The organism is Mycobacterium attenuatum (assembly GCF_900566085.1).
Lineage (GTDB): Bacteria > Actinomycetota > Actinomycetes > Mycobacteriales > Mycobacteriaceae > Mycobacterium > Mycobacterium attenuatum.
Map to the genome: position 1 here is coordinate 1 of NZ_UPHT01000102.1, position 21,250 is coordinate 21,250.

The 21,250-nt window shown below is 64.7% G+C and carries 15 protein-coding genes, 1 tRNA gene and 1 pseudogene; 10 read left to right on the forward strand and 7 right to left on the reverse strand.

The genetic code is table 11. The annotated features are described in order from the left end of the window. Together EET13_RS29915 and mobF are read right to left on the reverse strand one after the other, a co-directional pair. Positions 1–207 (reverse strand): hypothetical protein (locus EET13_RS29915; protein ID WP_136623180.1); only part of this gene is annotated, 207 nt, incomplete at its 3' end. Between the two features lie 4 nt (positions 208–211). Next, complete coding sequence (gene mobF / locus EET13_RS17200; protein ID WP_122443419.1) at positions 212–3,046, reverse strand: MobF family relaxase; 2,835 nt, start codon at positions 3,044–3,046, stop codon at positions 212–214. Positions 3,047–3,539: 493 nt separating this feature from the next. Here mobF and EET13_RS17205 point away from each other — a divergent pair, with 493 nt between their 5' ends. From EET13_RS17205 to EET13_RS17220, 4 genes are all read left to right on the forward strand, one after another. Continuing rightward, the gene (locus tag EET13_RS17205; protein WP_122443420.1) at positions 3,540–3,725 is read left to right on the forward strand and encodes a helix-turn-helix domain-containing protein; all 186 of its coding nucleotides are present in this window, start codon (positions 3,540–3,542) and stop codon (positions 3,723–3,725) included. A 73-nt stretch (positions 3,726–3,798) separates the two neighbouring features. Continuing rightward, positions 3,799–5,187: a tyrosine-type recombinase/integrase gene (locus EET13_RS17210; protein ID WP_122443421.1), complete on the forward strand. Its 1,389-nt coding sequence runs from the start codon at positions 3,799–3,801 to the stop codon at positions 5,185–5,187. 132 nt (positions 5,188–5,319) lie between these two features. Then, positions 5,320–8,706, forward strand: coding sequence for an NACHT domain-containing protein (locus EET13_RS17215; RefSeq protein WP_244603965.1), 3,387 nt, complete (start codon positions 5,320–5,322; stop codon positions 8,704–8,706). 179 nt (positions 8,707–8,885) lie between these two features. After that, positions 8,886–10,003, forward strand: a protein-coding gene (locus tag EET13_RS17220; RefSeq protein WP_122443431.1) for an IS3 family transposase whose coding sequence is annotated in 2 segments (ribosomal slippage) — positions 8,886–9,153 and positions 9,153–10,003 — 1,119 coding nt in all. Because the reading frame shifts where the segments join, the coding sequence is not laid out codon by codon here. Positions 10,004–10,259: 256 nt separating this feature from the next. On the opposite strand, the gene EET13_RS17225 is transcribed toward EET13_RS17220, so the two are convergent. The 5 genes from EET13_RS17225 to EET13_RS17245 all read right to left on the reverse strand — a co-directional run bounded on the left by EET13_RS17225 (position 10,260) and on the right by EET13_RS17245 (position 13,163). Further along, positions 10,260–10,919, reverse strand: a complete 660-nt coding sequence (locus EET13_RS17225; protein ID WP_136623181.1) for a hypothetical protein — start codon at positions 10,917–10,919, stop codon at positions 10,260–10,262. A 545-nt stretch (positions 10,920–11,464) separates the two neighbouring features. Beyond that, positions 11,465–11,539: transfer RNA gene (locus tag EET13_RS17230), tRNA-Val, on the reverse strand. Between the two features lie 56 nt (positions 11,540–11,595). Then, on the reverse strand, positions 11,596–12,057 hold the full coding sequence (locus tag EET13_RS17235) for a peroxiredoxin (RefSeq protein WP_122443423.1): 462 nt from the start codon (positions 12,055–12,057) through the stop codon (positions 11,596–11,598). After that, positions 12,057–12,479: a DUF3052 domain-containing protein gene (locus tag EET13_RS17240; protein WP_036393365.1), complete on the reverse strand. Its 423-nt coding sequence runs from the start codon at positions 12,477–12,479 to the stop codon at positions 12,057–12,059. The genes EET13_RS17235 and EET13_RS17240 overlap by 1 nt, the downstream gene beginning before the upstream one ends. 81 nt (positions 12,480–12,560) lie before the next feature. Continuing rightward, positions 12,561–13,163 carry a hypothetical protein gene (locus EET13_RS17245; RefSeq protein ID WP_122443425.1) on the reverse strand — a complete coding sequence of 201 codons (603 nt, stop codon included), beginning with the start codon at positions 13,161–13,163 and terminating at the stop codon, positions 12,561–12,563. A gap of 197 nt (positions 13,164–13,360) precedes the next feature. On the opposite strand from EET13_RS17245, the gene aceE reads away from it, so the two are divergent. The 6 genes and pseudogenes from aceE to kasB all read left to right on the forward strand — a co-directional run. Further along, positions 13,361–16,153 (forward strand): pyruvate dehydrogenase (acetyl-transferring), homodimeric type, encoded by a 2,793-nt coding sequence (gene aceE, locus EET13_RS17250; RefSeq protein ID WP_122443426.1) that lies wholly within the window; start codon positions 13,361–13,363, stop codon positions 16,151–16,153. Positions 16,154–16,253: 100 nt separating this feature from the next. Further along, complete coding sequence (locus EET13_RS17255; RefSeq protein WP_425293691.1) at positions 16,254–17,609, forward strand: PucR family transcriptional regulator; 1,356 nt, start codon at positions 16,254–16,256, stop codon at positions 17,607–17,609. A gap of 172 nt (positions 17,610–17,781) precedes the next feature. Beyond that, the gene (locus tag EET13_RS17260; protein WP_122443428.1) at positions 17,782–18,699 is read left to right on the forward strand and encodes an ACP S-malonyltransferase; all 918 of its coding nucleotides are present in this window, start codon (positions 17,782–17,784) and stop codon (positions 18,697–18,699) included. A 77-nt stretch (positions 18,700–18,776) separates the two neighbouring features. Further along, a complete protein-coding gene (gene acpM, locus EET13_RS17265) occupies positions 18,777–19,124 on the forward strand; it encodes a meromycolate extension acyl carrier protein AcpM (protein WP_023365075.1) in 348 nt (115 codons plus the stop codon). Then, entirely contained in the window at positions 19,121–20,386 is a 1,266-nt protein-coding gene (gene kasA, locus EET13_RS17270) for a 3-oxoacyl-ACP synthase KasA (RefSeq protein WP_122443429.1), read from the forward strand. Before acpM ends, kasA begins: the two co-directional genes overlap by 4 nt. A gap of 80 nt (positions 20,387–20,466) precedes the next feature. After that, positions 20,467–21,250, forward strand: a pseudogene (gene kasB / locus EET13_RS17275) (3-oxoacyl-ACP synthase KasB); the annotation flags it as partial.

Below are 21,250 nucleotides of genomic sequence, written 5' to 3' on the forward strand. Positions count from 1 at the left end.
AGCGGGAAGCGTCCCAAGCTGCCCGTCCCGCCCCACCCCGCCGTGCCCGCCGATCACGCTGGCGTCGTGGTGGGCTGTCAAGGCTCGGCGTGAGCCGACCGCGCAGCGGCCATGGGCCTTGACGGGCGCCGCGGCGCCGTTGCCACACTTGTCGCGCCCGGCGCACCGCATCTGCTCGTCTGCGCTGGGCGGGCCGAGTCTGGTCACGGTGTCACATTTCGAGCCCGTAGCCGCGTTCCGCACTGCGGCTGCGTTCACGCTGAGCGGTGTGCCGGCTGGTGGCAGCCAGGCGTTGGTAGGAGGCTTGGATTCGGCGAGTTTCCGCGCAGTGCTGTCGCCAGGACTGTGCGCGCTGGGCGCGGCGTTGGTCGTTGCGATCCAGCAGTGCGGCGACCGTGGTGGGCAGCGATGCGCGGTCGGTGCGTGCGGCGACGGTGTGCAGGGTGACAGGGCGGTCGTCGTCGGCCAGGATGGCCCTCAAGTATTGGGCCGCAGCGTGTTTCGTGCCGCGCCGCATCTGGTGGAGGGGCGTCTCGGTGTCCCGATGGTCGGATTCGGTGGCGGTGGCGGGGTAGATCGCCAGGTGGTTTTCGTCGCGGCCGCGGGTCATACCGACATAGGCCATGGCACGGCTGGCCCGATCGGACAAGACAGTCCAGCACACGCCCGGGGTTCCGGAGTCGCCGATGGTCATGCCCTGGGCGGAATGCACGGTGCTGGCGTAGCCCAGGGTGAGGTGCTCGCGGCGGTAGTCACCGTCGAACACCGTGCGAGCGGCGTCGGTGATCCGCTCGGCGGCGATGCGGCCCTGTTCGGAATCGACGGCGAGCACGCGCCAGCGGTTCCCGTTGCGGACCTGGTCGACCTGCTGACCACGACGGTGGTGTGCGCCGGGCCGCACGGTGAGGGTGGCGTCGTTGCGGCGGCTGATGATCAGATCACCCGCGCACACCTGCTGGTCGCGGGCAATCTTCACACCGGGCACCTCGGGCTGGGTGTAGTGGTGGTGCAGGCGCTGGTTGATGGCGTCGGCGATCTCCCAGGTGTCGCACAAGATCGCGGCGTCTTTGCCCTGGGCGCGGGCGTTGATGTAGGCGGCGGTGGCGTCGGCGGCCATGGTGAGCGCATCCCCGGTGTGTAGGCGGTCGTGGGTGCGATACCAGCCGACCGCTTTGCGCAACCGGTTGCCGCGCCCCGAGCGCAGCGCCAGCGAGGCGTCACGCTCGGCCGGGTCACGCATCCGCCACACCTCCGCTAGGCGCTGCGACCAGGGCAGGTCGTCGCAGAGTTGTTCGAACATGCCGCCGCGGGCTTTCACCGGCGCCAGCTGGTAAGCGTCGCCGACCAGCACCACCTTGACACGTGCGGCCGTGGTCGATTCGAGGAGACGGCGCAAGTCGGGGGTGCCGACCATGGCGGCTTCATCGACGACCAGCACGGCGCGCTGACTCAGGGTCAGGTGCCCGTCGTCAATCAACTGAAGCGCTTTAGCGACGGTGAAACCGCGGTCCCCGGCATCCTCGCGCAGCGCCTCATCCACGGCTTTACCGGTGGGCGCCAGCAGCAGCACTTCTTTGGCGGCGCGCGCCGCGGCGGCGCGCAAAGCGCGCAGCGAGTGCGTCTTACCCGCGCCGGCCGGGGCTTGCAGCGGCTGCACCAGATACGGCGAATGCGCAATCGCGGCGATGGCGCGCGCCTGATCCCCCGACAGGCCCTGCAAGTCCGCGGTGCGCATATCCAGGCGCGCGCGGTTGTCGCTGGCGTCGACCAGCGCGAAAATGCGTTCCTCCTCGGCGATCACCGCGTCCACGGTGAACATCTCGTGGCCCTCTCGGTGATGCGCGCCGCGCGCCGCGCTGATGCGCACCCCGACGCGCTCGACGATCTGCTCGATCAACAAGCGCGCATCCCCGGGCGCGTGCACCGGCAACAACGCGCCCACCCACTCCACCAGATCCGCGCGCGTACACGCCGCCTTATCGATTCCGGCGACCAGGCGCGCCAACTGGGCGCGGTCGGTCAGGCTGCGCGGTGCGCCCTGCCGCGCGGCGCGCGCCTGTACGTGTGCGGCGCGATCCAGGCGCAGACCGCGCGCATCGGCACGCCATTGCTCGTGCAGCGCGGCCCACGATTGGGATTCCGGTTTGGCCGGGCGGGTGGCTTTTTGCGCGGCCGCGAGCTGCTGCGCGCTCGGCTTGCCGTCCACGACGACCAGATTTTGCTGCGCCCACTCTCGCAACCGCGACGAGCGCTGCGACCACGCCGTGAGGCACTCCTTGGTGATGCCGGCGATCTCGGCCATCCCGGTGTGCGGGTCCACCGGCTGCCATTCCACGCCGCGTTCGGCGTGCAGCTCGTGGCGCAGGGTCGCTTGATAGATGACGCCGGCGGCTTTGGCTTCGTGATACAGCGACTTGGAATCCAGCGACACCAGCGCGCCGTCGGCACGCGGCTGGCGGTTGGGCACGATCACATGGGTGTGCAAGTGCGGATCCCCACAGCGCGAGGTTTCGTGCTGATAGGCGATCGCCACCAGCCCCGGCAGCCGCTGCAGATCCTTGGTACAGGTGACCGGGTTGTGCACCCGGGTATATCCGGCGTGCTGATGCAGATAGGTCATGGCAGCCGTGACCGCGCGCCGATGCGCCTCAGACACCGCCTTATCGTTCACGTCGGTGCTCAACGCGCGCAGCAGCGACACACTCTTGGGCGCGGCGAACGTCAGATCAAACCCATGCACGCTGCCCTTCGAAAAGGCACGTCCCGCAGCACCGTTGGGGGCGATCCCGTCATCAAGCCAGCGCTGCACCACCTCGGGATCGGCAGTTCCCCCGTCGACCGCGCGCCCGTCCAAACCGACCAAATCAATGGTGCGGGAGGCATCTCCGGTAATCAGCCACGTCGGCGCCCGCGTGTCGCCCTCGGAGTAGTACTCCCCCAATCCCCCGTTGGCGCGCTGGCGATCCGCACCGGCCCGCGCGGCTTGGCCGGCGGTGTCGTTGTAATAGTTGATGCTCCACCGCGACAGCCGCGAGATCGTCAACACCGGCGACCACCTCACAACCCGGGCAAGTGAAACCAGCTGTAGCGGCTGGGATTTGGGGGCGCGCGCAACACGCCACCAAATCAGTATTGCACCGCTGTGCCAATGTGCCGTGCAGGATTTTGGTGTGGCGCCGAGATGGGATGGTGTGATGCAGGTGAGCGTAAGTGTAACGGAGGCAGTGGTTTTGGGACGCGATGGGAAGTATTCGGGTTATGGATTGCGGGGGGCTGGGGATAACTGTGTTGGACTTGGGAAGCGGGGTGACGCAACCCCGAGTTGCGACGAGAGCGCCACCGAGCCAAGAGCGAAGCAGAGTGCAAAAGTCGCGCACGGAGAAACACTGCGGGGAATTACAGTGGTGTTGGGAGCTTTGGTGAGACCAAGGCGATCAAGCGCTCACCGAGGCGCGAAGCCGACTGGGCAACAACCTCACACAGCGCGCACGGCGCATTAAACAAGCCCTTATCCGACACGGATCTTCGGAGGGTGGTGAATGAAATTGGAAGACAACGCCTTCAACAATCTGCCGCTTCTGCTCGCGGTGCCCCGGGCCGCGCAGCTGCTCGGTATCAGCCGAGCCGCTGCTTACCGACTGGCGGCCTCCGGCGAACTGCCGGTGCGACGGCTGGGCGGCCGCATCTATGTGGTGACCGCCGGCCTCCGCGAACTCGCCTCGTGAAAGGCGCCGTTTAGCAATGGGTACCGGATGATTGCCCCGTGACTTGAGCAGTCCCAACTGAGAAGATCGACTGATGAGCGCCAAAACGGCCGCTGCCCCAATTACCGATCGCGAAATTGGCAAACGCACCCGTCGTGCCCTACCGATCACAAAGCGCGCAGCCCGCAACGGGAAAGTCAGCTACACGTTCCAGATCGACGCGGGCACGAAGCCTGACGGCTCCCGCGATCGGCGACGCTACACCTATCGAACGCTGGCCGAGGCCAAACGTGAATACGCCCGCATTATGACCGAGGCGGCCGCGGGCACGCTGGTCCGGCGCGACAAAGTGACCGTGGGCGCCTTTTTGGCGGAGTGGCTCGATAGTCGCCGCGTGCGACCCAACACGCTAGACGGCTATCGTGCAGCCCTCAAGCCCGTTATCGACCACCTCGGCACGGTGGCTTTACAGCACCTAGACACGCCGCATCTCGACGAGCTGGTGAAGTTGCGCCTCACTGGCGAACCAATTCCCCAGCGCGCCAAACGCGGACGCCGTTCCCTCGAGGTGCTGGCATACCTGCGGTCGCGCCCAGAAGGTGCCGGGTATTCCGAACTGCTGACTATCTTCGGTGAGCCCGGCATCAAAGCGCTCGACCGTCTGGTGTTGAGCGGTGATGTAATTCGCCCGCGGCGCGCGCTATACGTCGCAGCACTGGCGGCCGAACCCGAGCATCCGAAAGTATCTGGCGGCGTGAGTAACCGGACCGTTTGCGCCATGCTGACCGTCCTGTCGCAGGCACTCACCACTGCCATGAAGCGCGGGCTCGTCGCCCGCAACGTCGCCCAGCTTGTCGACCGACCGGCCATCGCGCACCGTGAGATGTCGACGTGGACGCCGCAGCAGGTCGAACGATTCCGCGAGCATGTGCGCGGTGAACGCCTGTATGCATGCTGGCTGCTAACGCTCGCCGGGTGGCGACGCTCCGAGGTGCTCGGTCTGGCATGGTCAGCGGTGGACTTCGATGCTGGGACCGTCAGCGTCGCCCAGGGCCGCGTTATCGTGCGCGGTGCGGGCACCGCGACCGGTGCACCAAAGTCCGAGCGCTCCCGGCGCACATTGCCCATGCCCGCCGACGTCATGGCAGCTCTACGAGCGCTGAACGCACAACAGAAGCGCGATAGGCTGGTGTTCGGTCCGACATGGATTAATACGGGGCTTGTCGCAATCAATGAGGACGGCTCCCCGATTCGGCCGGAGACTTATTCCAAAGCATTCCGCCGGCACTGCGCGGCGGCGGGCGTGCCGGTGATCCGGTTGCACGACACCAGGCACACTGCCGCGACGCGCATGCTCGACAGCGGCACCACGGTGTCTGCGGCGGCGAAGTGGCTAGGCCACGATCCAGCAATGACGTTGCGGGTGTATGGCCACGTCTATCAAGACGCGCTCGCCTCTGCAGGTGATGTGCTGTTCATTTAGACGTCCGCCGCGAACGGGAAGCGTTGAAGGTCAACGTCTCCGTATCGCCCCAAAGCCTGATACGTGCGCGTCATACATGCAGTAGTGGGCGCGCGGTGTGAAAATTTGTTTACTGGTATCGAGAAGCGCTTGATGCCCAACAATGGTGGCAACGATCGAAGGAAGGTGCAGTTGCCCGAAAGCCGTCACAAATACCTCTACGAGCGACTTGGCGATCACGATTTTCAGCAGCTCGTAGGTGCACTGCTGACCCTGCGATTTTCCGACTTCGTGCCGCTGCCACTCCGTCAAGCAGACGGCGGACGAGACGGGATTCAGATCGCGCCCGAGAAACGCCTTGTCTACCAGGTCAAGTGGTCGGCCCACGGCACGGAGAAGAACCCCGTCGATTGGCTAGAAAAGACGATCACCAAGGAAGCCGACACCATTCGCCGACTTGCGTCCGAAGGAACACGCAAATACGTCATCGTTACCAACGTCTCGAGCACCGGTAAGGGTCAGACCGGAACGTTCGACAAGCTCAACCGCAAGCTCGAAGCGCACTCCAAGGACTTCGGCCTGGAGATGGGTGCTTTTTGGCGGGAGGCGATCGATCCCATGGTCGACTCGGCACCGACTGAAACCAAATGGACCTATGCCGAGATGCTCGCGGGCTGGGACCTCATCCGCTACCTCGTCAGCGATCACGTGCAGGCCACACGCGACGCGAGCCTTCGTGACATCGTGCGCCGAGTCGCAGCAGCGCAATGGGCTGAGGATGAGTGCATCAAATTCAGTCAAGTGACCGATCTTGATCGAGAACGCCTGTCCGACTTGTTCATTGACGTGCCGGCGCAACGCATCCGCACCCCGCGACGCGCCGCGGGAGTCGATCTCAGCGACACCGAGCTCGGCGGCGCCGCCACCTACATAATGACCAAATCTCCCTACCCCTTAACCCTCGTGAGAGGCGCACCCGGCCAGGGCAAATCCACGCTCGGCCAATTCATCTGCCAAACCTTCCGCGTTGCATTCCTGCCCACGAGCACCATCGGGGCGAGTGATCTTCCAACGATCGAGGAACCCCGATTCCCCCTCAGGCTCGACCTTGGTGACTACGCCGCGTGGATGCGCGGAATCGATGTCTTTGACACCTCAGAGTCCATCAAGGTCAAGAAGGGCAGGAAGCGGCCAGCCGGGGAATCGTCCATCGAATGCTTCCTCGCCGACCTGATCTCCCACTACGGCGGCAGCAATTCCGTCACCGCCGCAGACGTGCAGGACATATTCAAACGAGTACCGACATTGCTCGTCCTTGACGGACTAGATGAAGTGGGCAGCGTATCGGCCCGGCAACGAGTCGTGCGAGAGATCGATTTGTTCTGTGCCCGCGGAAATTCCTACGCAGTTGAGCCCCGCGTCATTGTCACATCGCGACCAAATTCGGCGGGACTTCCCGAACCTGATTCGCGAATGTTCGAAACCGTCTCCCTAAGTCCCCTGGACGACGCTCTGCGCGACCAATACCTACGCAAATGGTGCGGCGTCCATAATGTCAAACGCGACAACAGTCGCACCTTGCGCCGCAACTTCCACGAAAAAACCAAAGAACCGTACATCGGGGAGTTAGCAGGCAACCCGATGCAGCTGACAATTCTCTTGTCCCTTCTACTCCAGCACGGTGACGCGACCCCGAGTCAGCGCACAGAACTGTACGACTATTACATGACGATGCTGCTCGCCCGCGAAGCCAACAAACACCCCGAGTCGGTCCGAAAACACCGTACAGACCTCATGGAAATCATTCCGTTCCTCGGCTGGTACCTGCAATCAAGAGCCGAGGAAGAAGGCCACACCGGTCGAATGCCCCAGGCCGAGGTGGAGGCCGCCATGAAGCACTTCCAACGGACCTACGGAAAGCCCGAACACACAGTAGACGAACTCTTCGAGGCCGCCACAGATCGACTGTGGGCACTGACCAGCAAAGAAGTCGGCTACTTCGAATTCGATGTGCTCTCGTTGCGCGAGTACTTCGCCGCCCGGTTCCTCTACTTCAACGCCGGCGAGGGCGACCCACACTTCGATCGCACCGTCGTACTGCGCGAGCTGCTGCGCCGGCCGTACTGGCTCAACACAACGCGGTTCTACGGCGGAAACGCATCGGGAGCCGACATCTACTCACTGCGAGCCGGAATCAGCTACGAGCTTGCCGGAAACCCCTCCCGGCAGGTACGAGTCGCCGCGTGGAGCCTACTCACCGACGGCGTATTCAACAGTCGCCCAAGGGAAGCCGCGGGCATTGTGGACGCCCTCACCGACGACCATGGCGGACGCGTCCTGCTAGCCGCCTTGGACGACAAGCAGATCACCGCCCTGCCAGATGCGAGCCACACCGATGACGCGTGGCAGCGTCTCACCGCAACCATAGCCGCAGACCCGGCAAACCATGACAATCACACTCGGGTGCGCGTGCTTCGCGACCTGCTGGGACTGCGCCGAAAGTTCGCCCAATGGTGGATCGACCGCCTCCAAGCCGCCATCGGCGGCCCCCACGAGATCGCATGGCTCGAGATCGGGGCTCAATGCGAAGTCGCAGCCGGAATCCCCCTTAATATTCCGGGACTTAAGGCCGAAGACAGCCGGCGCGCCCAACTGATCCTCAACACCGGCGCAGTCCCCGCCACCAACAGCCCACTCGAACAACAACTGCGCCGCGCCGTCCTCGAGGGGCACTGCCCAAACACAACTTCGCTGCGTTCCGAGCTGAGCAAGATTGCCATCGCTTTGAGCCCTAACACCTTCTACACTTCCGGCACCAGCTTCAAAGCACCGAAGGGGACACGCGAACCGCGATCACAGGCCATCCAGGAACTGAAGAAAGAGGGATCGCCTTACGCCAGTATCGCTGCACTTCGACGATTCCGCCGCGGCGAGAAAGGGACCACATACCCGTGGTCGAATACCGCCACAGCCCTGTTCGAGCACGTCGGACGCTGCTGGCTTGCAACAGAAATCGCCGTTATCGGCGCCGCGTCACCACTCCGTAACGGGTACACACTGCGGCCAGGCGCCGACGCCCTTGGACCGTCAGGCCACCCCGCTGCGCTCATAGCGCTGACCCGGGCACACCGAGGCGACCCCGACTGGTGGCGCGAACAACTCGATGCATGCGCCGACAACCTCTCGAAAGCCGAGTGGGCGTTCGCGCTCTGGGGTGTCGCCGACGGCCACGTGATCGACGCCCATTTCGGTGAGTTCGAAGAGCTCCTCTCCTGGCTGCCCTTAAGACTTCAGCAGACCGTGCAGGGTGCCGCCGAAAGGCTTGGCGACGCAGGCTTTTTGGTGAATCGCACGATCACCTCGACACCCACCAGCGAGCTCACCGCGTCGCTCATGCAGCACCGCGACCCAGCCCAGCCCACAACTGCCCGGTCTGCCGAGCAGCTTCCCCGCCGCGTCGACGACCAACCAACTGCACTCGCTGCCGTCGCTCGTCGAGAAAAGTGGCTCAAGGTAGATCAGACACCGACGTATCGGTGAACACGTCGCGCGTCACCGGTGGGCTCCAATAACGCCTAGAGAAATGTAGAAAATCGTCGCGATTATTGCCGCTATAGAAGTGAGTTGGATCAGTGCTCCTGGCCTGACCCCGATCGGTTGGTCCATGGCTTATGAGAGTCTTGCAGCCCACACTGTGGGCAGGAAGGCTCAACAAGATCATGGCAACAAGGAAGCGGCATAGCCCCGAGCAGATCGTGCGCAAGCTGACGCTGGCGGATCGGCTGTTGTCCGAGGGCAAGGACACAGCGGCAGTGTGCCGCGAGCTGGGTGTGTCGGAGGCGACGTATCACCGATGGCGCAATCAGTTCGGTGGTTTGAAGGCCGAGGATGCCAAGCGCCTGAAGGACCTCGAGCGCGAGAACGCAACGCTGAAGCGGCTCTTGGCAGATGCCGAGTTAGAGAAGGCTGCACTCAAGGAGATCGCGCGGGGAAACTTCTAGGCCCGGAGCGTCGGCGGGCAGCCGTTCGTCACCTCCAGCGTGTGCTGGGGGTCAGCGAACGGTTCGCCTGCCGCGTGACCGGGCAGCATCGGGCCACCCAACGCCACGAACCCGCCGCCGAGACTGCCCAGGACCCCGATGCCGGCTTGCGGGCCTGGCTGCGCCGCTACGCCAAAGACCATCCGCGGCGTGGGTTTCGGCCCGCTTATCACGATGCCCGCGCTGAAGGTTGGCAAGTCAATCACAAGAAGGTGCAACGGCTCTGGCGTGAGGAAGGCTTGCGCGTGCCGCAGCGGCGGCGCCGTAAACGACGCGGTAGCTCCACCGCCCGGCCCGAGGTATGCGCCGATGCCCCCAACCGGGTCTGGGCCGTGGACTTTCAGTTCGATTCCACTACCGATGGGCGCCCGTTCAAGATCGTCTCGATCATCGACGAGCACACCCGCGAATGTCTCGGCGACAAGGTAGACCGCAGCATCACCGGCGAGGACCTCATCGACGAACTTGACCGCATCGCCGCTCAACGCGGTACCTATCCGAACGTGCTCAGATGTGACAACGGACCCGAATTAGCCTGTGCGGCAATGGCAGACTGGGCCGACGGTCACGTCGGGCTGCACTTTATCCCGCCCGGTGAACCTTGGCGAAACGGCTACGTCGAATCATTTAACTCCCGCATCCGCGACGAATGCCTCAACATCAACAGCTTCTGGTCTCTAGCCCAGGCCCGCGTGGTCATCAGCGACTGGAAACATGACTACAACCATCACCGGCGGCACTCTGCCTTGGGCTACCAAGCCCCCGCCCACTACGCTGCCACCTGCACCCACCAATGAACGACTCTCGTTCGCCGTGGACCAGTTCACGGGGTCCGGTCACTCCGCTGACTTTCCCTGGCTGAGCCTTCGGTAGTGCAAACTCGGCGAATGCGAGCAAGAAGAGTTGCAGCGCGACACTAACAATGATGGTCGGTGACAGCGTCATCTCCTGCCCTCTCATTGCGATCGCTGACCACGCTGGTGACGAGGGTTCTAACGTGTTAACTCCAACATCGGTGGATTGTCACCGCCGGTTGGCCTCTGCAGTGCCGTCTTAGGGAGCCGTCGACGCTGTAGCGGCGCTCTTCAACCAGTCGAAGTGCTTCGCGGTGCATAGGACTTCGTGTGCGAACTGCCGTAGCAGGGCAAGGTGCCCATTGCTCGGATAGATCGTGACGCCTTGTTCGAAGGGCGCGGGACCGTCATACGTCAAATTGCCGCTGATACCAAGCGCGTACTTGCCCTTCGCAAGATTCTCGTAGAACCGCTGCAGCTTGGGATCAACGTGTGCTCCGCCGTCCTTGTTCGCAGCGCCGAGCACGATGCGCTTTCGCGCAACGGTCATGCCCGAGTCGTTTGCGACTGCGTCTGACTCCCACCAGGTAGAGAACGGAACCGGCATGAACTGGTCGCCGAGCTTCGGTATCAGGGGTACAGGTTCGGCTGCGCTCAGATCGATCCGCTGGTTCAGGAAATCCCGCCAGTCGGCGAAGTCCGTGCGCGGAGTCGAGAGCATCGTCGTGTTGCGCATCGACAGAAGCGACAGCAGTGATGTGCTCTGCGGGGTGTCGTGGAACAACACGCGCATTGTCGTAGCCAGTCGCAGCGCCTCGTCTTCGTGGCCGCTGTCGAAATGCGCAGCAGACCGTTCGAGGAAGCCGAGCTGCTCGCGCAGCTTCGTTCGCATGCGCGCATCCGTTGTCGCGTCGGCCATCGTCTCCCCTTCGTCGTGCGGAATATTCCCCACCCCATCGTGCGCGCCGCCACCGACAAGTCGGCGTCGTCGCAGGTACCTCTGCAGTACCTCCGGCCTGATCGGATTGCGCTCCAGCCGGCTCCGGACCGGATGACTACCTTAATCGCCTGTAGTCACAGGTCAAGCGAATTTTTCTGATAGCTGCGAACGCTTCTAGCTGTTCCTACCCGCACACCCGTTCAGACGTCGTAACAGCTTCCCAAGCTGAATGCGCGAGTTCGATTCCTCGTACGCCCTGTTACGGGAGTTCTGAGGACCTATCGGTCTATTGAAAGATCTCAACTCGTGTCGCAAGTGGCCAAGTCCCCCCTCCGACTACGCCACGTGTCGCCCACGAAGACGGCGACGCGTGCTGAGGCCGGTCGAGGCGATTTCCATTGTGTCGGAGTGGCGCTTGCAGCGATCGACCATGTGCGAATCAAATTGGCACATTATTGGCACAACGGGGGTTGGCGCATCGAGGCTTGCTTTAATCGCTGTAAGCCGCTGACCTGCAATGACATTGGTGGGCGCGGACGGTATCGAACCGCCGACCGCTGGTGTGTAAAACCAGAGCTCTACCACTGAGCTACGCGCCCTTGAAACCCCGGGGTCCGCAGCAGGCTACCCGCCCGCAGCCCCGCCGCCCAAACCTTCAGGCTCGCAGCGCCGCCAGCGCATCCGTCCACAGCCGCTGATCGCGGGCCTCGCCCGGTTGTTTCATCTCGGCGAACCGGATTATCCCTGTCCGGTCCACCACGAACGTCCCACGGTTGGCGATGCCGGCCTTGTCGTTGAACACCCCGTAGGCCTGGCTGACCGCACCGTGCGGCCAGAAATCCGAGAGCACCGGAAACAGAAATCCGCTCTCCGCCGCCCATACCTTGTGAGTGGGCGGCGGACCGACCGAGATAGCCAGCACGGCGCTGTCGTCGTTTTCGAATTCGGGCAGATGGTCTCGTACCTGGTCGAGCTCGCCCTGGCAGATCCCGGTGAATGCCAGCGGGAAGAACACCAGCAGCACGTCCTTGGTGCCGCGATAGTCGCTGAGGGTGACGGGCTGCTGATTCTGGTCGCGCAGCGTGAAGTCCGGGGCGGTGGCGCCGACGTCGAGCATCAGCGCTTTCCGGCCCGCGACTTGGGCTGGACCAGCCGGCTGGCGCTCCAGTCACCGAGGTTGACCGACGAGGTCGGCATCAACCCGGCGGTGGGCGCCGCCTCGGCGATGTCGGCCGGCAGCACATGGCCGGGCCGTCCGGTCTTGGGGGTCAGCACCCAGATCACGCCGTCTTCGGCGAGCGGGCTGATCGCGTCCATCAGGGTGTCCACCAGATCACCGTCGCCGTCACGCCACCACAGCAGCACGACGTCCACGACTTCGTCGGTGTCTTCATCCAGCAATTCGCTGCCGCAGGCTTCCTCGACCGCCGCGCGGATATCGTCGTCGGCGTCCTCGTCCCAGCCCCACTCTTGGACGACCTGGTCTCGTTGGATGCCCAGTTTGCGAGCGTAGCTCGGGGCGTGATCCGCCGCGACCACCGTGGAACCTCCCTTGTTCATCCACACGACGCGTGATGGGCACTATCGTCGCACAAACGCCAGCGAGCCGATAACGCCGCCTCAAAAGGAGGCCATGCACATTTTCAGCGCCTTTGTCTTGGTGTCGTTGAGCTGATCGACCCGGCGGTTGAACTCACCGGTCGGTGCGTGGGTGCCGATGGCGTTGGCCACCGCCAAAGCCGCATCGGCATAGGCGTTGAGCGCGTCGCGCATCTGCCGCGACAGCGCGTCGCTGAGGCTGCCGGTGACCGATGACGCGGTGTTGTTGAGCGCTTCAATGGCCGGACCCTCGGTCGGCCCGGTGCTGCGTCCGGCGTTGAACGCCGCGACAAACGCATTCACCTTGTCGATGGCGTCCTTGCTGGTGGTTGCCAGCGTGTCACAGGAGCTGCGGATGGCCTTGGTGGTCAGTGACTGCTGGCGCTGCGATTCACGGACACTGGAGGTCACCGATGAGGCCGACACCGACACCGACACCGAGGACCGGTAGGCCGGAGCGACCTTGGTGTCGGGCGTGGCCGTGCCTTCGGTGACGCTGGTACACCCCAGGATTGCCATCAGCAACACCGCAACGCAACCGAAGGCTTGGACAACCCGCCTGGCGCTCGGACTGGACACAACCCCCCCGTGCCGATGAGCGACGGCATGCCATCCGATGAGCACGACTTGACGTTACCGGGTCGGGGCGTCAACCGTCCGCGACGCTCCGGCTCAGCCTTGCGCACCCGCCGCGCTCGGCCGCGCTCCCGCAGCCCCGATTGGGCGGCGGCTATCCGCCCCCGGCGTTGGTGCGGCACGATAGGGGGACGGACCACCGACGCGTCCCAAGCACAACCCCCGCCGACTCCAGGAGCAGCGCGTTGACCACCGAGTTCGCCCGCCACGATTTGGCCAAAACCCCAAGCAGCGCAAGCGAACCCGACCGCGTTCGGGTGATTCGCGAAGGAGTGGCGTCCTATCTGCCCGACATCGATCCCGAGGAGACGTCGGAGTGGCTGGAGTCCTTCGATGAGATGCTGGAGCGCTCCGGCCCGTCGCGTGCCCGCTACCTGATGTTGCGCCTGCTGGAACGCGCCGGCGAACAGCGGGTGGCCATCCCGTCGCTGACGTCGACGGACTACGTCAACACCATCCCCACCGAGCTGGAGCCGTGGTTTCCCGGCGATGAGGACGTCGAACGCCGCTACCGGACCTGGATCAGATGGAACGCGGCGATCATGGTGCACCGCGCGCAACGTCCCGGGGTGGGCGTGGGTGGTCACATCTCGACCTACGCGTCCTCTGCGGCACTTTACGAGGTCGGCTTCAACCATTTCTTCCGCGGCAAATCGCATCCCGGCGGCGGCGACCAGATCTTCATCCAGGGGCACGCCTCCCCCGGTATCTACGCGCGCGCCTTCCTCGAAGGCCGGTTGACCGCCGACCAGCTGGACGGCTTCCGCCAAGAGCACAGCCACCCCGGCGGCGGGTTGCCGTCCTATCCGCACCCGCGGCTGATGCCCGATTTCTGGGAATTCCCTACCGTCTCGATGGGCCTGGGCCCGCTCAACGCCATCTACCAGGCGCGGTTTAACCACTACCTGCATGACCGGGGCATCAAGGACACCTCCGAACAGCACGTGTGGTGCTTTTTGGGTGACGGCGAGATGGACGAGCCCGAGAGCCGGGGGCTGGCGCACATCGGGGCGCTGGAAGGCCTGGACAACTTGACCTTCGTCATCAACTGCAACCTGCAGCGCCTCGATGGCCCGGTGCGCGGCAACGGCAAGATCATCCAGGAGCTGGAGTCGTTCTTCCGCGGAGCCGGCTGGAACGTGATCAAGGTGGTGTGGGGCCGCGAATGGGACGCCCTGCTGCACGCCGACAAGGACGGCGCGCTGGTCAACCTGATGAACGTCACCCCCGATGGCGATTACCAAACCTACAAGGCCAACGACGGCGCCTATGTGCGCGACCACTTCTTCGGCCGGGACCCGCGCACTAAGACGCTGGTGGAACACATGACCGATTCGGAGATCTGGAACCTCAAGCGTGGCGGCCACGACTACCGCAAGGTCTATGCCGCCTACCGCGCCGCCGTCGAGCACCAGGGACAGCCGACGGTGATCCTGGCCAAGACCATCAAGGGCTATTCGCTGGGCGCGCACTTCCAGGGCCGCAACGCCACCCACCAGATGAAAAAGCTTGCGCTGGAAGACCTCAAGTATTTCCGCGACGCCATGCGGATCCCCATCAGCGACGCCCAGCTGGACGAAGACCCCTACCTGCCGCCGTACTACCACCCCGGCACGGACGCCCCGGAGATCCGCTACATGCTCGACCGCCGCCGCACCCTCGGCGGCTTCGTGCCCGAACGCCGGATCAAGACCAAGGCGCTGAAGTTGCCCGGTCGCAATACTTATGCGGCCATGAAGAAAGGATCCGGAAACCAGGAGGTCGCCACCACCATGGCGACGGTGCGCACCTTCAAGGAAGTGTTGCGGGACAAAGAGATTGGGCCGCGCATCGTCCCCATCATTCCCGACGAGGCCCGCACCTTCGGGATGGACTCCTGGTTCCCGTCGCTGAAGATCTACAACCGTCTTGGCCAGCTCTATACCGCGGTCGACGCCGAACTGATGCTGGCCTACCGGGAAAGCCACGACGGCCACATCCTGCACGAGGGCATCAACGAAGCCGGGGCGGTGGGCTCGTTCATCGCGGCCGGCACGTCGTATGCGACGCACAACGAGCCGATGATCCCGGTCTACATCTTCTATTCGATGTTCGGTTTCCAGCGCACCGGCGACGGCTTGTGGGCCGCGGGCGACCAGATGGCCCGCGGGTTCCTGCTGGGCGCCACCGCGGGCCGTACCACGCTGACGGGCGAAGGCCTGCAACACGCCGACGGCCACTCGCTGCTGCTGGCCGCGACGAACCCGGCGGTGGTCTCCTACGACCCAGCGTTCGCCTACGAGATCGCCTACATCGTCGAAAGCGGACTGGCCCGCATGTTCGGGGAGAACCCGGAGAACGTGTTCTTCTACATCACCGTCTACAACGAGCCCTACGTGCAGCCGCCCGAGCCGGACAACTTCGACCCCGAGGGCATCCTGCGGGGCATCTACCGGTACCGCGCGGCCACCGAGCAACGCTCCAGCAAGGCACAGCTCCTGGCCTCGGGGGTGTCGATGCCCGACGCGCTGCGAGCGGCCGAGTTGCTGGCCGCCGAGTGGGATGTGGCCGCCGACGTATGGTCGGTGACCAGTTGGAGCGAACTCAACCGCGACGGTGTCTCCGTAGAGAAGCAACGGCTGCGCAATCCCGGGCAGCCTGCCGGCGAGGCGTATGTCACCAAGGTGCTGGCCGGTACCGCCGGCCCGGTGGTCGCGGTGTCGGACTGGATGCGTGCGGTGCCCGAGCAGATCCGGCCCTGGGTGCCGGGCACCTACGTGACGCTGGGTACCGACGGGTTCGGCTTCTCCGATACCCGGCCCGCCGCGCGGCGCTACTTCAACACCGACGCCGAGTCGACCGTCGTCGCGGTGCTCGAGGCGCTGGCCCGAGATGGAGAGATCGACCCCTCGGTGGCCGTGGCAGCCGCCCGTCAGTACCAGATCGACAACGTGCAGGCCGCGGCCAAGCAGGATGCCGACGCCGGCACGGCGACCTAACGGACTCAACCGCGACCCTGAATAAGCTGAATAAGACAGCGCTAAGAACCTTGCGACGCTTTTGGGGGAAAGGTCCAGAAAACAGGCGTAGCTTTTAGGCGTGAACGACAACCAGTTCTCGCCCCAATCTTCACCCCAATTTTCACCCCAATTTTCACCAACGGCGAGGCTCGCGTCGTCACGGTCGCCACTCGAAATGCTGGACAACGTGCCCGATTCGCTGTTGCGACGGTTGAAGCAGTATTCGGGCCGGCTGGCCACCGAGGCGGTGTCGGTGATGCAGGAGCGGCTGCCGTTCTTCGCCGACCTGGAGGCATCACAGCGCGCCAGCGTGGCACTGGTGGTACAGACGGCCGTGGTCAACTTCGTCGAATGGATGCAGGACCCGCACAGCGACGTCAGCTATACCGCACAGGCATTCGAACTGGTGCCCCAGGACCTAACCCGACGCATCGCACTGCGCCACACGGTCGACATGGTGCGGGTCACCATGGAGTTCTTCGAAGAAGTGGTGCCACTGCTGGCCCGCAACGAGGATCAGTTGACCGCCCTGACCGTGGGCATCCTGAAGTACAGCCGCGACCTCGCGTTCACCGCCGCATCCGCCTACGCCGACGCCGCCGAAGCGCGCGGCACCTGGGACAGCCGGATGGAAGCCAGCGTGGTCGACGCGGTGGTACGCGGCGACACCGGCCCGGAGCTGCTGTCCCGGGCGGCGGCGCTGAACTGGGACACCACCGCGCCGGCAACGGTCGTGGTGGGCACCCCGGCGCCCGGGCGCGACGGCTCGAATAACGAGGACGGCAGCAAGCGAGCCAGCCAGGACGTCCGCGACATCGCCGCCCGCCACGGCCGGGCAGCGCTCACCGATGTGCACGGCACCTGGCTGGTGGCCATAGTGTCGGGCCATTTGTCGCCCACCGATAAGTTTTTGAAGGACCTACTGGAGGCGTTTTCCGACGGACCGGTGGTCATCGGGCCTACCGCACCCATGCTGACGGCGGCGTATCACAGCGCCAGCGAGGCGATTTCGGGGATGAACGCGGTGGCCGGCTGGCGCGGGGCGCCGCGCCCGGTGCTGGCCAGAGAATTGCTGCCGGAGCGTGCCCTGATGGGCGACGCCTCGGCGATCGTGGCGTTGCATACCGACGTGATGCGGCCGCTGGCCGACGCCGGCCCGACGCTCATCGAGACCCTGGACGCCTACCTGGATTGTGGCGGCGCGATTGAGGCGTGTGCCAGGAAGTTGTTCGTTCATCCAAACACCATCCGTTACCGGCTCAAGCGGATCACCGATTTCACCGGGCGTGATCCCACCCAGCCCCGCGATGCCTATGTCTTGCGGGTGGCCGCGACGGTGGGTCAGCTGAACTATCCGGCCTCGCACTCCGGCGTGGCGAACAATGCCATAGCAGCAGTTCCGCTCCCGGTCAGGCGGGGTGCCGAAGGGGCCTGAGAAGCTGCCCGGCTGGCGAATCGGCACAATAGTGATTCAGGGCACAGGTCGCGGCCGGATCTCAAACACGTAGCTTACGCGGCTATTTTGTAGGGTCTCCACAAAAACCTAAGACGAGGTTCATAATCTGTTACACCGCGCAAAACCGTTTCCACAGTGTTCTCTTAGACACGTGATTGCGTTGCTTGCGCCCGGACAGGGCTCCCAGACCGAGGGAATGCTGTCGCCGTGGCTGGAATTGCCAGGCGCGGCGGACCGGATCGCCTCGTGGTCGCAGGCCAGCGGCCTGGACCTGGCCCGCCTGGGCACCACCGCGCCGACCGAGGAGATCACCGACACCGCGGTCGCTCAGCCATTGATCGTCGCCGCCACCCTGCTGGCTCACCAGGAGCTGACACAGAGGGGTCTCCTTGTGGGTCGCGAGTTGATCGTTGCCGGCCACTCCGTCGGCGAGATCGCCGCCTACGCCATCGCCGGGGTTATGGCCGCCGACGACGCCGTCGCCTTGGCCGCGACCCGCGGCGCCGAGATGGCCAAGGCGTGCGCCGCCGAACCGACCGGGATGTCCGCGGTGCTCGGCGGCGACGAGGCCGAGGTGCTGAGCCGCCTCGAGCAGCTTGACCTGATCCCGGCCAACCGCAACGCCACCGGTCAGATCGTTGCCGCCGGCCGGCTGACCGCCCTGGAAAAGCTGGCCGAGGACCCACCGGCCCGAGCTCGGGTGCGCGCGCTGGGTGTCGCCGGAGCGTTTCACACCCAGTTCATGACCCCGGCCATGGAGAGCTACGCCGCTGCAGCGGCCGGCATCGCAACCGCCGAGCCCACTGCCACGCTGTTGTCCAACCGCGACGGAAAGCCCGTCACGTCTGCGGCCGCGGCGATGCAGGCCCTGGTCTCCCAGCTCACTGAGCCCGTGCGTTGGGACCTGTGCACCGCATATATCCGTGAGCACGCTGAGCACACTGTCACGGCGATCGTGGAGTTCCCGCCCGCGGGCACACTCACCGGTATCGCCAAACGCGAACTTCGGGGGGTTCCGGCGCACGCCGTCAAGTCACCCGCAGATCTGGACGAGTTGGCAAACCTGTAAACCGCAGGGTTCGTCCGGAACCAACAAAAGCACGTCAAACCGATTTGTCCACAACACATTACGAAGGGAAGCTAACTGTGGCCGTCAGTCAGGAAGAAATCATCGCCGGTATCGCCGAGATCATCGAAGAGGTCACCGGTATCGAGCCCTCCGAGGTCACCCCGGAGAAGTCGTTCGTCGACGACCTGGACATTGACTCGCTGTCGATGGTGGAGATCGCCGTGCAGACCGAGGACAAGTACGGCGTGAAGATCCCCGACGAGGACCTGGCCGGTCTGCGTACCGTCGGTGACGTCGTCGCCTACATCCAGAAGCTCGAGGAAGAGAACCCCGAGGCTGCCGAAGCGTTGCGCGCCAAGCTCGAGTCGGAGAACCCCGAGGCTGTCGCCAACGTCAAGGCGAGGCTGGAAGCAGAGAGCAAGTGACCAAGCCTTCCACTGCTAATGGCGGTTACCGCGGCGCTCCTTTCAAGGACGTCGTGGTAACCGCCGTCACAGCGACGACGTCAATCTCGCCGGACATCGAGAGCACGTGGAAGGGTCTGCTGGCCGGCGAGAGCGGCATTCGCGTCCTTGAAGACGAATTCGTCACCAAGTGGGACCTACCGGTCAAGATCGGTGGCCACCTCAAGGACCCGGTCGACAACCACATGGGCCGCCTCGACATGCGGCGCATGTCGTACGTCCAGCGGATGGCCAAGTTGCTCAGCGGACACCTCTGGGAGTCCGCGGGCAGCCCGCAGGTCGATCCGGACCGGTTCACCGTCGTGGTGGGAACCGGTCTGGGTGGGGCCGAGCGGATCGTCGAGAGTTATGACCTGATGAACGAGGGCGGGCCCCGCAAGGTGTCCCCGCTCGCGGTTCAGATGATCATGCCTAACGGCGCCGCGGCGGTCGTGGGTCTGCAGCTCGGCGCCCGCGCCGGCGTGATGACCCCGGTGTCGGCCTGTTCGTCGGGCTCGGAGGCCATTGCCCACGCGTGGCGTCAGATCGTCATGGGCGACGCGGACGTGGCCGTCTGCGGCGGTGTCGAGGGTCCCATCGAGGCGTTGCCCATTGCAGCGTTCTCCATGATGCGAGCCATGTCGACCCGCAACGACGAGCCCGAGCGTGCCTCACGGCCGTTCGACAAGGACCGGGACGGTTTCGTGTTCGGTGAGGCCGGGGCACTGATGCTGCTCGAGACCGAGGAGCACGCCAAAGCCCGTGGCGCCAAGCCACTGGCCCGGTTGATGGGTGCCGGTATCACCTCGGACGCCTTCCACATGGTGGCGCCCGCGGCGGACGGTGTGCGCGCCGGCCGCGCGATGACGCGGTCGTTGGAGCTGGCGGGCTTGTCCCCCAAGGACATTGATCACGTCAACGCGCACGGCACCGCGACGCCGATCGGCGACGCGGCCGAGGCCAACGCCATCCGGGTCGCCGGTTGTGAGCAGGCCGCGGTGTACGCGCCGAAGTCGGCGTTGGGTCACTCCATTGGCGCAGTCGGGGCGCTGGAGGCGGCATTGACCGTGTTGACCCTGCGGGACGGCGTCATCCCGCCCACCCTGAACTACGAGACCCCCGATCCCGAAATCGACCTCGATGTTGTCGCGGGCGAACCTCGCTATGGCGAATTCCGCTATGCCATCAACAACTCGTTCGGGTTCGGTGGTCACAATGTGGCGCTCGCCTTCGGGCGCTACTGAGCACGACGTCCGGTGACGATGCGGGCCGCAACGGCCCGGGGGCGAGCCGGAGAGATACGGAAGGAACGTTCGCAACACTCATGACAGAGCTGGTTACCGGGAAAACGCTCCCGAACGTAGTGGTCACCGGCGTCGCCATGACAACCGCACTGGCCACCGATGTGGAAACCACGTGGAAGTTGCTGCTCGACAGCCAAAGCGGGATCCGCATCCTCGACGACCCGTTCGTCGAAGAGTTTGATCTGCCGGTGCGCATCGGCGGGCATCTTCTGGAGGAGTTCGACAGCCAACTGACGCGCGTGGAGCTGCGGCGCATGGGCTACCTGCAGAAGATGTCCACCATTTTGAGCCGGCGAGTGTGGGAGAACGCGGGCTCGCCCGAAGTCGACTCCGACCGGTTGATGGTATCCATCGGAACCGGGCTGGGCTCGTCGGAAGAGATGGTGTTCAGCTACGACGACATGCGCGCTCGTGGCATGAAGGCGGTCTCACCGCTTGGTGTGCAGAAGTACATGCCCAACGGCGCCGCCGCGGCGGTAGGCCTGGAACGACATGCCAAGGCGGGTGTCATCACTCCGGTGTCGGCGTGTGCGTCCGGTTCCGAGGGCATCGCTCAGGCGTGGCGCAACATCGTCTTCGGTGAGGCCGACGTGGCCATCTGTGGTGGCGTGGAGACCAGGATCGAGGCGGTGCCGATCGCGGCGTTCGCCCAGATGCGCATCGTGATGTCCACCAAGAACGACGATCCCGTCGGCGCCTGTCGCCCGTTCGACCGGGACCGCAGCGGCTTCGTGTTCGGGGAAGCCGGTGCACTCATGGTGATCGAGACCGAGGAGCACGCCAAGGCCCGCGGCGCCAACATCT